This window comes from Pyxidicoccus caerfyrddinensis, assembly GCF_010894405.1.
In the GTDB taxonomy this organism is placed as follows: Bacteria; Myxococcota; Myxococcia; order Myxococcales; family Myxococcaceae; genus Myxococcus; species Myxococcus caerfyrddinensis.
This window is the reverse complement of record NZ_JAAIYA010000021.1, coordinates 104720-118283: the sequence shown is the minus strand read 5'-3', so window position 1 is coordinate 118283 and position 13564 is coordinate 104720. Positions and strand designations below refer to the sequence as shown.

The 13564-nt window shown below is 71.6% G+C and carries 13 protein-coding genes; 4 read left to right on the top strand and 9 right to left on the bottom strand.

Annotation, left to right across the window (positions count from 1 at the left end):
• The first annotated feature begins 51 nt into the window (after window positions 1–51).
• The gene (locus G4D86_RS37845; RefSeq protein ID WP_240360688.1) at window positions 52–633 is read left to right on the top strand and encodes a DUF2378 family protein; all 582 of its coding nucleotides are present in this window, start codon (window positions 52–54) and stop codon (window positions 631–633) included.
• Between the two features lie 10 nt (window positions 634–643).
• On the opposite strand, the gene G4D86_RS37840 is transcribed toward G4D86_RS37845, so the two are convergent.
• The 4 genes from G4D86_RS37840 to G4D86_RS37825 form a co-directional block, all read right to left on the bottom strand.
• The gene (locus tag G4D86_RS37840) at window positions 644–1954 is read right to left on the bottom strand and encodes a PQQ-dependent sugar dehydrogenase (RefSeq protein ID WP_205520089.1); all 1311 of its coding nucleotides are present in this window, start codon (window positions 1952–1954) and stop codon (window positions 644–646) included.
• A gap of 128 nt (window positions 1955–2082) precedes the next feature.
• Window positions 2083–2898: an AmmeMemoRadiSam system protein B gene (gene amrB, locus G4D86_RS37835; protein ID WP_163999152.1), complete on the bottom strand. Its 816-nt coding sequence runs from the start codon at window positions 2896–2898 to the stop codon at window positions 2083–2085.
• A gap of 135 nt (window positions 2899–3033) precedes the next feature.
• Window positions 3034–3792, bottom strand: coding sequence for a hypothetical protein (locus tag G4D86_RS37830; RefSeq protein ID WP_163999151.1), 759 nt, complete (start codon window positions 3790–3792; stop codon window positions 3034–3036).
• Complete coding sequence (locus tag G4D86_RS37825) at window positions 3789–4832, bottom strand: radical SAM protein (RefSeq protein ID WP_163999150.1); 1044 nt, start codon at window positions 4830–4832, stop codon at window positions 3789–3791. The genes G4D86_RS37830 and G4D86_RS37825 overlap by 4 nt, the downstream gene beginning before the upstream one ends.
• Before the next feature lie 480 nt (window positions 4833–5312).
• Between G4D86_RS37825 and G4D86_RS37820 the strand changes: the two genes are divergently transcribed.
• Window positions 5313–6311, top strand: coding sequence for an SDR family NAD(P)-dependent oxidoreductase (locus tag G4D86_RS37820; protein WP_163999149.1), 999 nt, complete (start codon window positions 5313–5315; stop codon window positions 6309–6311).
• A 118-nt stretch (window positions 6312–6429) separates the two neighbouring features.
• Complete coding sequence (locus G4D86_RS37815; RefSeq protein ID WP_163999148.1) at window positions 6430–7002, top strand: hypothetical protein; 573 nt, start codon at window positions 6430–6432, stop codon at window positions 7000–7002.
• A gap of 95 nt (window positions 7003–7097) precedes the next feature.
• Here the strand turns inward: G4D86_RS37815 and G4D86_RS37810 are convergent, their stop codons facing one another.
• Window positions 7098–9050, bottom strand: a complete 1953-nt coding sequence (locus G4D86_RS37810) for a glycoside hydrolase family 15 protein (protein WP_420821880.1) — start codon at window positions 9048–9050, stop codon at window positions 7098–7100.
• A 108-nt stretch (window positions 9051–9158) separates the two neighbouring features.
• The gene (locus G4D86_RS37805; RefSeq protein WP_163999146.1) at window positions 9159–10004 is read right to left on the bottom strand and encodes a hypothetical protein; all 846 of its coding nucleotides are present in this window, start codon (window positions 10002–10004) and stop codon (window positions 9159–9161) included.
• A gap of 444 nt (window positions 10005–10448) precedes the next feature.
• Between G4D86_RS37805 and G4D86_RS37800 the strand changes: the two genes are divergently transcribed.
• The gene (locus tag G4D86_RS37800) at window positions 10449–11246 is read left to right on the top strand and encodes a hypothetical protein (RefSeq protein ID WP_163999145.1); all 798 of its coding nucleotides are present in this window, start codon (window positions 10449–10451) and stop codon (window positions 11244–11246) included.
• A gap of 6 nt (window positions 11247–11252) precedes the next feature.
• Here the strand turns inward: G4D86_RS37800 and G4D86_RS37795 are convergent, their stop codons facing one another.
• The 3 genes from G4D86_RS37795 to G4D86_RS37785 all read right to left on the bottom strand — a co-directional run bounded on the left by G4D86_RS37795 (window position 11253) and on the right by G4D86_RS37785 (window position 13525).
• Window positions 11253–11726 (bottom strand): hypothetical protein, encoded by a 474-nt coding sequence (locus G4D86_RS37795; protein WP_163999144.1) that lies wholly within the window; start codon window positions 11724–11726, stop codon window positions 11253–11255.
• A gap of 100 nt (window positions 11727–11826) precedes the next feature.
• Window positions 11827–12501: an O-methyltransferase gene (locus tag G4D86_RS37790; RefSeq protein ID WP_163999143.1), complete on the bottom strand. Its 675-nt coding sequence runs from the start codon at window positions 12499–12501 to the stop codon at window positions 11827–11829.
• Window positions 12502–12634: 133 nt separating this feature from the next.
• Window positions 12635–13525: a hypothetical protein gene (locus G4D86_RS37785; RefSeq protein WP_163999142.1), complete on the bottom strand. Its 891-nt coding sequence runs from the start codon at window positions 13523–13525 to the stop codon at window positions 12635–12637.
• Window positions 13526–13564 lie beyond the last annotated feature (39 nt).

The following is a 13564-nucleotide window of genomic DNA, read 5'->3' as shown; positions in this document are numbered from 1 at the left end:
CACCGGGGGCTGACGACCATGGAGCGCGGACGGTGGGAAACGCCTGAGGATGTGGAGCGCGAGCTGAGCGCACGGCTGGCCCTCGTGGAGCCCACGGAGGGCATTCGCGGCATGCACTTCGCGGCGGTGCTCGACACCGTCCGGTTCCTCGGCGGCGAGCAGGCGGTGGCGCGCATCGTCGAGGGCGGTGGCTTCCCGGCGGACCTGGACCCCACCGAGCTGTACCCGGTGCCACCCTTCATGCGCCTGTTCTTCGCGGCGGCGCGGCACCTGGCACCGCAGCTCGGCGGCTTCGAGGAGGCGATGCGGCAGATTGGCGTGCAGGGCACGCTGGCCTTCATCAACTCCATGTTCGGCGCCGAGGTGCGGCAGCAGGTGGGCGGAGAGCCGAAGCGCCTCGTGGAGATGCTGCCCGAGGCCTACCGCATGGCCATCAACTTCGGCGAGCTGCAGGTGGAGTGGACCGGCCCGCGCGCCGGCCGCATCCACATGCGGCGCATCTTCACCCCCGTCGCCTACAACGAGGGCATGCTCGAGGGCGCCCTGCAGGCCGTGGGCGCGCAGGACATCCAGGTGCGCGGGTGGCAGACGTCGCTGCTCGACAGCGAGTACACGCTGGCCTGGGACAGCTGAGGCACGCGGGCTACTTCGCGCCGTGGCGCACGCGGTAGATGCGCCCGTTGCCGTCCTCCGTCAGCAGCAGGCTCCCGTCCGGCAGCTCCAGCAGTCCCACGGGCCGGCCCCACGTGGTGGGCCCCTTCGGGTCCGAGAGGAAGCCGGTGAGGAAGTCCTCGTAGCCGCCCGTCGGCCGGCCCTGCGCGTCGAACGGGACGAAGACGATTTTGTAGCCGGTGCCCTCGGAGCGGTTCCAGCTCCCGCGGAAGGCGACGAAGGCGCCGGTGCGGTAGCGCTCGGGGAAGGCCGAGCCCCGGTAGAAGGTGACGCCCAGCGCCGCCGAGTGCGAGGTGAAGAGCACGTCCGGCGTCACCGTCTTCGCGGCGAGCTCGGGCGCCTCGCTCTTGCCGTTCTTCAGGCGGCGCGGGTCCAGGTTCTTCGGCGACAGGTACGCGTAGGGCCAGCCGTAGAAGGCGCCCTGCTGCACGCGGGTGAAGTAGTCCGGCACCAGGTCGTCACCGAGGCCGTCGCGCTCGTTGATGGCGGCGTAGGGCTCGCCGGTGCGCGGGTGGAAGTCCAGGCCCACCGGGTTGCGCAGGCCGCTGGCGAAGACCTGCCGCCCGGAGCCGTCCAGCCCCATGACGAGCACCGAGGCGCGCGGGGACTCCTCGACGTTGACGTTGCTCTCGCTGCCCACGGTGACGAAGAGGCGCTTGCCGTCCGGTGCCACGCGCACGTTGCGGGTCCAGTGCTGGTTGTAGCCGAGCCCCGGCAGCTTCGTGACTTCCTCGCCCTTGCCGGTGAGCCGGCCCTGGCCGCGCTGGTACGGGTAGCGGCGCACGCCGTTGGTGTTGCCCACGAAGAAGTGCGTGGTGCTGAAGGACATGCCGAAGGGGAGGTTGAGCGCGTTGGACGTGTCGGCGAAGACTTCTCGCGACTCTGCGACGCCGTCACCGTCCGCATCGCGCAGGCGGTGGATGCGGTTGGCGCGGCTCTCCACCACGAGCACGTCGCCTTCGGGAGTGAGCGTCATCCACCGCGGCTGCTGGAGGCCGTCCGCGTAGAGGTTGACGGAGAAGCCTTCGGGGACGCGCAGCGTGGCGCCCTCGGGCACGGGGACGACGTCGGGGCTCTTGCTCGCGCTCTGCGTGGCGAAGGGCTTCGGCAGGGCGTCCAGCTTCACGTGGATGGGCGTGGGCTTCAGCGGCTCGGTGCGCAGGCGCGAGGCGGGTGGCGGCTCGCGCGAGGGCGGGGCCGCGGGCTGTTGTGCCTGTGTGAGGGCGGCGCCAGGAAGCAGGGCGGTGAGGAGCAGGGCGGGCAGCGTCGCGCGGCGGAGCAAGCAGGGCGTCCTTTCATCACCGGCGGCAGGAGCCGCCAGCGTGGGCGCCCTCGTCATGCGAGGGATGCACCCGGCTCGCAACGACTTTGCGTGGCGGAGTGCCCGGGTGTGCACATCTCCCGGATGGCTCAGGACAGCGTGCCGGAGACGCTTTCTCCGGGCGGATAGAACGCGAACGCGCCGTAGCCCACCACCTCGTCCTGTCCGCCGGCCGTGTCGCCGGAGCTGCGCAGGTCCAGCAGCCTCGGGCGGAGGCCGCGCTTGCGCGCCGCCAGCATCAGCCCGCTGATGGCCGCCGCGCCGCAGGCGCTCCCCGCGTCCAGCGGCCCGTCGAGCGTGAGCACCCGCTCGGCCGTCTCGCGGTCCGCCTTCCGAGCGTCCTTGTAGGGCAGGTAGTGCGACAGGTCCGAGCTGACGACAGGCAACACGTCGGAGTCCCAGAGCGCGTCGAGTACCTCCTGCACCTCCTCGCCCCGTGCGGTGCCCACCACCAGGGGAAGCACCCGGAAGCGCCCCAGCACGCGCTGCAGGAAGGGCAGCTGCACCTCCAGCGAGTGCTCCGCCTCATGGGCCTCCGTGGAAGCCGTCACCTGCCGGAGCGCCGCCGCGCGCCGCCGCAGGTCTTCATCCACCGGCACTTCGCCCAGCGGTGTACACAGCACGTCCACGTCCGGATACGCGAGCCCCCTCAGCGGGACGAAGTGACATGGCCCCAGCAGCAGCACGCGCGGCACCCGGCCCTGATACGCGCGCAGCGTGGCATAGGCCGTCGCCGCCACCGGGCCCGAGTACACATAGCCCGCATGGGGAACGACGAGCGCCGAGGGCCGCTCCGGGGCATCGACGGTGGCCTGCTCGAGCCACCCGTCCACCGCGGTGGCCAGGGCAGAGGGACTGGCGGGATAGAAGGAGCCCGCCGCGGCGGGAAGTCGCACACGAGACATGGTCCTCCAACCGGTCAGTCCGCTGATGCCTTTTGCCAAGGATGACATGCGGGAGCCCCGCTCTCCCAGCCGGGGCGCCACCGGGCGGGCGGGGGTCTGATTGGAATTGCACGAAGGCGTGTCTGGGAATGGAGGCTACGGCGACAGCCGGGGCGGCTGGCACGGCCTCAGGAAGTCGAGCGCGTCCCGCGTCTCGTCCCACGTCTCGAAGATGGTCACCCGGACCTCGAAGCCATGCTCCCGGGCGAGACGGCCCACCGCGGCGAAGCCCTGGGCCAGGTCGTCGAACACGGCGCCCACGGTGAGGTCGCCATCATCGGGGCGCCCGCCCGTACGCCAGGCGGGCAGCGGCTCCGGGGCGGTGAGCTGCGTCAGCGGGCCGTCCTCCGCGTACAGGGCATTCAGCAGCCGCAGGGCCCTCGCCGGGATGTCCTGGCCCGCGCGACCCCGGTAGTCCACCCAGAAGTTGAACACGCCCACGACGGGGTGGTGCGAGTGCTCCAGCTCCGTCTCCACGCGCCCGCCGCGCTTGTAGAAGAACTCGCCGAGCGCGGGCGGCAGGGTCGTCGTGTAGCCGTGGTGGATGAGCACCTGATACCCCTGGGCCCACACCACGGGCGTGTTGTCCTCGCTGTACTGGGGCCAGTCGCTCTCCGGCCCGAAGCCGCCCGGCGCACCCAGGCCGTGGCGCTGCATGAAGACCTCCAGCGGCGACGGCGGCGCGTCATCCCAGCCCTTCTCCCGGCGCTCCTCCATCCACGTGGTGTGCTCGGCGGCCACCCGGGCCAGCTCCGCGGCGACGTCGGCGGCGAGCGTCTTTTCAGGGAAGCGGCCCACCAGCGTGTAGCTGCCGCTGTTGTTGCTCGCGAACGCATTCCAGACCTGCACCTTCATGCCGCACCTCCCGAGGCCGGGGACTCCAGCCCGAAGCCGGGCGTGCGCGCGCACCCCGGCAGCCGCGACGCGGACGCCAGCGCCTCGCGCCGCCCACGCCATACCGCCATGACCTCGTCCGCCGACGCCGCCGGAATGGCGACGTGGTGGAAGCTGCACGGCATCACCTTCCTGTCGCTCGTGAGCACGAGGAACTCGCGCCCTGCACCGCAGTCCGCGCGGTCGAAGAGGCGCGGCACGCCCTCCATGCGCTCGCCCCAGCACACGTCCAGCTTCAGCGTGCACCGGCTGCCCAGCGCCCGGCCGAGCAGCGCCACGCGCCGCGCCAGCCCTCGCGCCTCGTCCGGGGATAGGTGCAGCGCGCGGTCCGCGCCGTTGTAGCTGAGCAGCAGCACGTCCCGGCAGCCCAGGGCCACCAGCTCCAGCACCACCGTCTCCAGCGAGGGCAGCCGCTCCGGCGTCACCAGGTAGTTGACGCCGAAGCGCGCGCCCGCGTCCGCCAGCCGCGCCACCGTGTCTCGCCACGCGTTGTCGTCGTAGAGGGACACACGGCACTGGCCGTACCGCCCGCGCACCGCCGCGAGGCGCCGGGGCGTCAGTGCCAGCCCGTTGGTGGTGAAGCTCACCGCGAGCGGTGTCTCGCCGTGCAGCCGGCACACCAGCTCCTCGAAGCGGGGGAAGGCCCAGGGCTCGCCGCCGCCGAAGGCCACCTCCAGCACGCCCGCGGCGGCCAGCCCGGACAGCACGTCGAAGGCGCTGTCCGCCGTCCACTCGCTGCGCGCCTCCGTGTCACGCGAGCAGAAGGTGCACGCCAGGTTGCAGCGGTTGGTGATGCCGAACTGCACCACCCTCGGGGCGCGCTGGCGCAGGTGCGCCGTCTCCGGGCCCTCGCAGCGCACGTTCGTCCCGCTGTCGCGGTCGAACAGCAGCAGCGCCCCATCCAGCGGGAAGCGGCGCAGGCGCGCGAAGGGGGCGGGCACCGGCACGCGGGCGGCGGCGTCCGCGTCGGAAGGGAGCGTGTGGGTCGGAGTCGGGTGCATGGAGGGCCGCGACGCGGACGGGAGCGCGCGCGGGCTTCTGACGGGGATTGTCCGCCGCTGGGACGCCCGGGTCCCGAGCCCGGGAACAAAGGGGCTTCCAGGAAGCGCCAAAACTCCAGGATTCAGCTGGTTCCGCGAAGAACTTGCCATGGCGCGTCGCTTGCTACATGACATCCCGTGTCACGAGGCGCCCGCCCCTTCCCTTCAGGACGGGCGGCCCCTCGAACGGAATACGCCCCGAGCACTCCTCCCCGGCGGCAAGCGCCCGCCGGGAGCGCGGGGCGAGCGGGCAGGGGGTCGGCCGGTTTGTTACTCCTCCACCGGCCGTCCCCCTTGTCCGTGTTTCCCGAGCCCGCCTTCGGGCCCTCCTTCCCCGCGAGGGGCAGGCAGGCGAACGGGCTGGCGGGCGCGGGCCGGTTACCGCGCCGGGCGGCCCGCCGCATCGTCCCAGGAGTCTGACGGAACAGGGGACGTGCGCACATGGCTCGCCGCGAGCAACTCGAAGGGAAGGTCGCCATCGTCACTGGAGCTTCCAGCGGAGTGGGCTGGCAGTCCGCGGTGCGCCTGGCGGAGCAGGGCGTGAGGCTGTGTGTCACCGCGCGACGGCGCGAGGCGCTGGAGTCGCTCCGGAAGGAGGTGGAGGACGCGGGCGGCGAGTGCCTCGTGGTGCCCGGTGACGTGACGGTGGGCGAGGACGTGGACCGCGTGGTGCGCGAGTGCCTGGCGCGCTACGGCCGCATCGACCTCCTGGTGAATGACGCGGGGGTGCAGACCTACGGCTACTTCGACCAGCTCCCGTGGGAGCACATCCAGCGCACGGTGGACGTCACCTGCCTGGGCTTCCTGCGCTTCGCCCACGCGGTGCTGCCGCACTTCCGCGCGCAGGGCAGCGGCCATGTCCTCAACATCCAGTCGATGCTGTCCAAGGGCGCCGCGCCGCTCCTGTCCGCGTACACGGCGGCGAAGCACGCGACGCTGGGCTGGGCGAAGGCGCTGACGCTCGAGCTGCACGGCACCGGCATCCAGGTGTCCAACGTGTTGGTGCCGTCGGTGTCCACGCCGATGTTCGACCACGCGCCCACGCAGTTCGACAAGAAGCCCGTGCCGGTGCCGCCCACGTACGACGTGGACCTCGTCGCGCGCGCGGTGGTGAAGTGCGCGCTCCGGCCGGGGCGCACGGAGGTGCCCGCCTTCCTCCAGGGCAAGCTGATGCTGTGGATGGACCGGGTGGCGCCCTTCGTGGGCAGCTTCGTGCTGAGCCGCTACGGCGTGCGGATGCAGATGGAGCAGCAGCCCGTGCACCGTCCCGAGGGCAACCTCTTCCAGCCCGTGCCCGAGGGCGTGGGGGCCTACGGCAGCGTGCCGCCGACGCCCCGGTGGAAGCGCTTCACGGCCGCGGCGGGGCTCGCGGCGCTGGCCGGCGGGGTGCTGGGCGGAGCGGCCCTGGGCGCGCGCGGGCTCGCCCGAGTTGTCCGCTGATACGGTATTGCTCACACGGATGACGAAAAAACAGGTGTTCCTCCGTGCCCTTTCGCTAGAAGGGGCCGCCGAGCGCCCGGGATGTCTCAGCCGGGCTCACGAACCGGAGGGACGCTTCATGAATGCAAACAAGTGGCAGACCCTGGCCGCGGTGGCCGGGCTGATGGTGTCGGTGACGGCGGGCGCGCAGGAGACGACGGCTTCGACGGGCGGCGGCAGCTTCGGCAATGTCGGGCAGCTGGTCATCAGCACCGACGCTTCCGGCAGCCTGGGCTACACCACGCAGGGCAGCGGTGCGGGCTTCATCTTCCTGGAGCCGGGCGCGGACTACTTCATCAAGCAGAACCTGTCGGTCGGCAGCGGCCTGCAGCTGCGGGCGATTTTCTCCGAGGGCGATGACCCGGTCGCTTTCGGGCTCAACGCGCGCATCGGCTACAACATCCCGCTCACCGACAAGGTGTCGGTGTGGCCGAAGGGCATCATCTCCCTGCAGTTGGGCGACAGCCTCCTCCCCTTCGCGAACCAGGCTCTCCCCGCCGACGTCACCGTCATCCTGGAGGGCTACGCGCCCTTCCTGTTCCACGTGACGGACCACTTCTTCGTGGGCGGTGGCCCGCGCCTGGCCTTCGGCCTGGGCGATGACGTGGAGGTGGCGTTCAGCGTCGCCACCACGCTCGGCGGTTACTTCTAGGCCGGAAGCAGTCTCAGGGCCGTGAAGCACCAGGAGCCCCGGGCGTGACGGAAGCCTCTTCCGTCGCGTGCCGGGGCTCGTCATGTCCGGGGGCTTCAGTGGCGGCCGGGGCCTTCCGCGCGCGACAGGTTCTGCGCGGTCCTCACCAGCGCGAGGTGGCTGAAGGCCTGGGGGAAGTTGCCCAGCAGCCGGCGCTGCTCCGGGTCGTACTCCTCGGACAGCAGGCCCACGTCGTTGCGCAGAGAGAGCAGGTGCTCGAACAGCTCGCGCGCCTCGGCCTCGCGGCCCAGCAGCGCCAGCGCGTCCGCGAGCCAGAAGCTGCACGGGAGGAAGACGCCCTCGCCCGGGGGCAGGCCGTCGCGCGTCTCGTGCGTGTGGTAGCGGCGCACCAGCCCGCCGTGACACAGCTCACGCTGGATGGCATCCACGGTGCCTCGCACGCGCGGGTCCTCTGGAGGCAGGAAGCCCACCAGCGGTAGCAGCAGCAGGCTCGCGTCGAGCGCGGAGCCGCCATACGTCTGGGTGAAGGTGTTGCGGCTCGCGTCGTACCCGCGCGCGCAGATGTCGGCATGCATCCTGTCTCGCAGCGCGCGCCAGTGCGCCACCTGGTCGCCGTCCAGGTTGCGCAGCGCCGACGCCTTCACCGCCCGGTCCAGCGCCACCCACGCCATCACCTTCGAGTGCGTGAAGTGCTGCCGTCCGCCGCGCACCTCCCAGATGCCCTCGTCGGGCTCCTCCCAGTGCTGCTCCACGAAGTGCAGCAGGTGGACGCCCACGTCCCAGGCCTCGTCGTCGGGGGGCACGCCGTGGCGGCGGGCCTGGTAGAGGCAGTCGGCAATCTCCCCGAAGATGTCGAGCTGGAGCTGATTCACCGCCGCGTTGCCGATGCGCACCGGGCGCGAGCCCTCGTAGCCGGGCAGCCACGGCAGCTCCAGCTCCGTGAGGCGGCGCTCTCCGGCCACGCCGTACATGATTTGCAGTTCATCCGGCTCACCGGCCACGGCGCGCATCAGCCAGTCTCGCCAGTCGCGGGCCTCCTGCGTGTAGCCGGCGTCGAGCAGCGCGAGCAGGGTGAGCGTGGCGTCGCGCACCCAGCAGTAGCGGTAGTCCCAGTTGCGCACGCCGCCGAGGCGCTCGGGGACGGACGTGGTGGGCGCGGCGACGAGCCCACCCGTGGGCGAGTACGTGAGCCCCTTGAGGGTGATGAGCGAGCGCATCACCTGGGGACGCCAGGGCCCGTCGTACACACAGCGCTGCGCCCACTGCCGCCACCAGCCGCGCGTCTCCTCCAGCGCGGCGAGCGGCTCCGAGTGTTCCGGCGGCGGCAGGTGCGAGGGGTGCCAGGAGAGGACGAAGGACACGCGCTCGCCCTCGCGGACGGTGAGGTCCGTGAGGAGGCACGCGTCCTCCACGCGCAGTGGCCGGTCCGTGTGCAGGAAGAGGGCATCTGGCCCGGCGTGGGCGCTGGCGCCGTTCGGGAGCACGCGCAGGGACGGTGTGCGGTCGCCGTAGCCGAAGCGCGGGGCGAGCTCGAGGCGCACGGGCACCTGGCCGGACACGCCCTCCACGATGCGGATGAGCTCGGGCGTGCCGGTGCGCACGGGCATGAAGTCATGCAGGCGCACGATGCCGGCGTCCGTGTGCAGCTCCGTCTCCAGCACGAGGGTGTCGGGCAGGTAGCGGCGGCGCACGTCGCGCACGGGGATGCTGGGGGCGATGCGCCAGCGGCCGTGGTCCCCTGTGCCGAGCAGCGCCGTGAAACATGCGTCCGAGTCGAAGCGCGGCCAGCACAGCCAGTCGATGGAGCCGTCCGTGCCCACCAGGGCCGCGCTCTGGGTGTCTCCGACGAGGGCGTACGCTTCGAGGGGGAGCGCCATCGGTGAAAGGTAAGGAGCCCGGCGACGGCCTCCCTGCCCCTGGCTACCCGAGCAGGGGAGAGTGCAGGGGCTCGCCCTGCTTCCCAGGGAAGGTGCCTTGCCTGCGAGGCGCGTGGGCTCGCGGCGCTCCTCGCGGGGAAGGCGCCGTGCCTCCGAGGTGCATGGGGGCAAAGCGCGGGCACCGTTCCGGGAAGCGCGCCGCGGACCTGGCGCGCTTCCCGGGCTCGGTGGCGCGGGCGCGGCTCAGCGAAGGTGCCCGCTCGGAGGCGCGAGCGGGATTCAGCGAAGTCGCTGGTCCGCGAACTCCCCATCCTCCGGTGGCAGGGCCTGGTCCACGCGCGTCTCCTCCACGCCGCCGCTCGCGATGGAGGCGTCGCCCCGGTGGGACAGTCGCGCGCCCAGGTGGACCACGCGCTGACCGGTGCAGGGAGCGTAGAGGAGGATGAGGCGAGCCACTTCGGTCGCGACGTCCGGCGACACCGCGCGTGCCTTGCCGCCTCGGCCGGAGAGGATGACGTGAGAGCGCGCCAGCTCCACCCCCACCATGCGCCCGTTGCGCACGCGTGCGTTGAAGTCCACGCTCACCGTTCCATCCGCGGGCACCTGCACGGACTTGAGCAGCTCGCGGACGGCCGAGGCCACGTCGTCAGCGGTCTGCTCGGAAGACAGGGCGCCCTGTCGGCCGGGCAGCGTGCGGGCTCCGATGGGACGGAAGGACTGGGCGAAGTCAGTCGATTCGACGCGCCAGCCGGACTCGCTCCGGCGCAGCGTCAGCGACACCTCACGGCCGGGGTGCTTCATCGCGGCCACGAGCGCGTCCGTCACCCGACGCTGCGTGCCCTCTGAATCGTTCGCCGGCTTTCCCTGCCGCCCGCCCCGGTTCTCGGCCACGTAGCCCAGCAGTGTGAACGCGCCCTGCTCGGACCAGAAGGTGAACTTGAGCTCGGCGTCCACGTCGCGCACGCCGCTGGCCACGGCCCACACGCGCGCGGCGACCTGGGCGGCCTCCTCTCGGCCCGCCTTCGTGTCCAGGAGCGGTGGACGCCCCAGGTCCAGGTCGCCCCTCCCCGAGCCGCCCGTGCCCGGAGGCGTGCTCGCGCAGCCCGAAGTCAGGGCGAGCAGCAACACCGCACACGAAAGGAATCGAGCCGTGGAAAGACAGCGAACGAGACGCCCCGACATGCCACACCCCCTCCGGGCGAGCTGTGCCCGGGTGACATGAGCCCAATGTCTCAGACGGGTCTGACAGGGCTCCGTAGAGGTACGGACGCTCACGCAGGTGCCGCACTGACGGGCAGCGACGCGAGTCTCGGGTGATTGTCCATTCCGTCACGCCCGTCCGTGGATGCTGGCGTGGTTGATAGAGATTCGCTTCGCGGAAGCGAGGCGCGCGCGCCGTCCTGTCACTGCGCTGTTTGATGACGGCGTGACAGACCGCGTCCCCACGGGACGAGCGCGGCGCGGGTTCGGAGCGCTCGCGGTGGACACCCGGCGAATAGAGTTTCTATCGTTGCATCACGTGGAAGGGAGGCCGGCCCTTCCCACGAGGGCTGTGACCATGGGGTGCGCATGAAGACGTTGGGACGCAAGGCGTTGCGGCTCCTGGGCGGAGCCATCGTGCTGGGCGGCGTGGCGTGCGCGGAGCTTCCGGAGCAGCCCGTGCTGCACCTCTCGGACCTGAAGGCCGCGACGATGCAGGTGGCGTTCATCTACGAGGCGGACGTCGTTGTCCCAAGCGACCGGCTCGGTGGCCGCGTGGAAGTGACGTTCCTGGGCGCTCCCACGGATTGCTACACCTTTGCCTCTGACGTGCGGGCAACGGTGGCGGGCTACGAGATGACGCGCGACCCCGGCGAGTGGACGCGCGAGTCCTGTGGGGCGACGTCCTTCCGCTTCCAGTTGAGCCAGGCGCCCGAGCTCTCCGGACGGGGGCCGAGCCAGGACGTCGTGGAGCTGAGTGACGGACAGGACGTGTTCCGCGCCACCCTCCAGGACCTCCTGGTCAACCACGGTCCCTCCCGGCTGGAGGTCCGTCTCCCCTCCAGTCCGCTCGAGGCGGGCGAGACGCTGGTGTACGACTGGAAGCCCGGAACGGACCTCTTCGGCGATGCGCCGGACGCCAGTCATGCCACCTTCACGCTGCTCGAGAAGGGAAGCCAGCTCACCCGCTTCCAGCACACCGAGCGTCCACTGACGAGCGACCTGAAGTTCGAGGTGCCCCTGCCAGCGTCCCTGCGCACGGGTGAGGTGGTGGGCCACCTGGACGCCGCCTCACGGATACCGGTGCTCTCCTGCGAGGGGCCGGCGGCTTGTGAGGCGCCCGCGCGCTTTCGCCGCGCCTTCCCTGCCACGGTGTCCGCGCCCTGAGGGGACTCACGGGCGCACGAGCGCGGCGAGCGTGGCCTCGGTGACGAGGCCATACACCGCGGTCTGCGCCACGAGCCAGCCGTGCTCGGCGGCGCTCCACGTGTGAAGTGTCTCGGTCGCGCGCAGCACGGGGAAGGCCGTGAGCTCGAAGCCGAGCACTCCCACGCCGAGCAGCAAGCCCGGTGGAATGCGGCCCCCGGACGCGGTCTCCCGAACGAACGCCCACGCCACTCCCAGCAGGGGGCCATACCCCGCGCGCATGGCATCGCCCCAGCGACGGGCCTGGAGCGGGGATAACTCCCGGTGGAGCGCGGAACGGGCCAGCCGCGCGGCGATGTGCCGTGCGGCATACGGTGGTGTCCGTCCGAGCACCCGGTTGCGCAGTGCCACGAAGGCCCGCAGCGCCACGGTGCCAGCGGCTCCAGCGACCAGGGCCTGGGAGAGCGTCGCGCGCATGTCCGCAAGGTGCGGCGTGGGCACGGCGTTCCTCAAGCGAGGACAGGCGGCGAGGCGAGCCTCTGGCCCTCCGCCTCCTGATGGCCAGCCACCAGGCGATACAACCCGCGAGGTCCGTCAGGCGTTACGCGTCACCCGTAACGAGCGCCATCGCGAAGCCGTCATACCCCTTGCTGCCCACCGTCTGCACCGCCGTGGTGCTCACGCGCGGCTCGGCGGCGAGCATTTCATACAGCCTGCGCACGCCCTGGATGTTGGGGTCCGTGCTGGTGGCGTCCACCACCGCGCCGTTGCGCACGACGTTGTCGATGATGATGAGGCTGCCCTTGCGCGTGAGCTTCAGCGCCCACTGGAAGTAGTCCGGATTGCTGCGCTTGTCGGCGTCGATGAAGACGACGTCGAACGGCCCACGCTTCTCGGCGGCGATGAGCGGCAGCGTGTCCAGGGCCCGCCCGACGCGCAGGTCGACCACCTCGGACAGGCCCGCGCGGGCGAGGTTGGCGCGTGCCACCTCGGCGTGCTTCGGGTCCATCTCCAGCGTCACCAGCCGGCCGCCCGGAGGCAGGGCCCTCGCGAGCCAGATGGTGCTGTAGCCGCCCAGCGTGCCCACCTCCAGGATGTTGCGCGCGCCCTGGAGCAGCGCCAGCAGGTGCAGGAACTTGCCCTGGTTCGGAGCGACATGGATGGGAGGCAGCCCGGCCGCGTCGCTGGCCCGGAGCGCCTCCTCCAAGGCCTCATCATGCGGCGCGAGCTGGTCGGTGATGTAGCGGTCAACCGCCGTCCACTGCTGCTGAGACATGGCGCTCCTCCAGGTGGCGCCGACGCGGCGCACGCGGAGGCAACAGTAACGACGGCACCGAGGCATCAGGCGACCGGAACAACTGCGCTCCGAAGCGCACCTGATGCCTGCCAACACGCCCGGCGGGCGCGCGTCAGTCTCCGAACACCGTCTCCGCCGTGAGCCCCAGCAGCCCCGGGTACGTGAGCTGTCCGTGGTGGCCGATGATGTGCTGATACACCGGCACGCGCACCGTCAGCCCCAGCTGCACGCGGCCCACGGGGTACGTCAGCCCGCCGCCCACGAGGACATCCGTGCGGCCCAGGTTGCCGTCCTGCTGCACGCGCCCGTCCCACCGCTCCGGCTGCTCGTTGGCCACGTCCGCGCCCGCGCTCAGCCGCAGCGCACCCACCACCGGCACCTCGCCCGACAGGCCCACCGCGAAGCGATGCCCGCTGCGGTACCCGTGGTGGTTCTCCAACAGCGACAGCTGCGCCTGGCCCCACGCCCGCGCGCTCCAGCCGCCGTCCCACAGCCGCTCCGCCTCCAGCGCGAGCAGCGGCTGCACCGTCCCCGTGCCGAACTGCACGTGCTGGTGCGCCTGCCCGGCCTCGCCCAGGGCGAACGGATTCTCCACCGTCCCACCGAGCGGCACCGAGAAGCCCGCCCGCGCCACCAGCCCCACCTCGCCGATGCCAAACGCATACCGCGCCCGCACCCACGGGTCCGCGAGGCCGAACAGCGTCTCGTCGCGGTGGTGGATGTTCACGTAGTCGAGCGACGCCGGCGTTCCATCCAGCCGCCGGAACTGGACCGTCGTCGTATTCAGCCGCAACGGCAGCTGCAGCTCCAGGCCCCACGAAGCCGTGAGTCCGTACTCCACCCGCGCGCGCAGCTCGCCCAGGGAGAAGCGCTGGTCATGGAGCTGCGGCGGCTCATCGCGCTCCGCGCAGATGGGGCCGATGTCCGGACAGTACGACTCGTGCACCACGCGCACGGACGTGGCCAATAGCGCCAGCGACACCGCCGTCTGCCCCGCCTTCAAGCCCGTCTGTGCATTCCCCCCGACCGGGAGGTTGGGATT

Bases quoted from the DNA above. Each gene is read 5' to 3' on its own strand.
- amrB (WP_163999152.1), bottom strand. From the start codon at position 2,898: ATGTCTCGTGTGCGACTTCCCGCCGCGGCGGGCTCCTTCTATCCCGCC.
- G4D86_RS37830 (WP_163999151.1), bottom strand. From the start codon at position 3,792: ATGAAGGTGCAGGTCTGGAATGCGTTCGCGAGCAACAACAGCGGCAGC.
- G4D86_RS37825 (WP_163999150.1), bottom strand. From the start codon at position 4,832: ATGCACCCGACTCCGACCCACACGCTCCCTTCCGACGCGGACGCCGCC.
- G4D86_RS37820 (WP_163999149.1), top strand. From the start codon at position 5,313: ATGGCTCGCCGCGAGCAACTCGAAGGGAAGGTCGCCATCGTCACTGGA.
- G4D86_RS37815 (WP_163999148.1), top strand. From the start codon at position 6,430: ATGAATGCAAACAAGTGGCAGACCCTGGCCGCGGTGGCCGGGCTGATG.
- G4D86_RS37800 (WP_163999145.1), top strand. From the start codon at position 10,449: ATGAAGACGTTGGGACGCAAGGCGTTGCGGCTCCTGGGCGGAGCCATC.
- G4D86_RS37790 (WP_163999143.1), bottom strand. From the start codon at position 12,501: ATGTCTCAGCAGCAGTGGACGGCGGTTGACCGCTACATCACCGACCAG.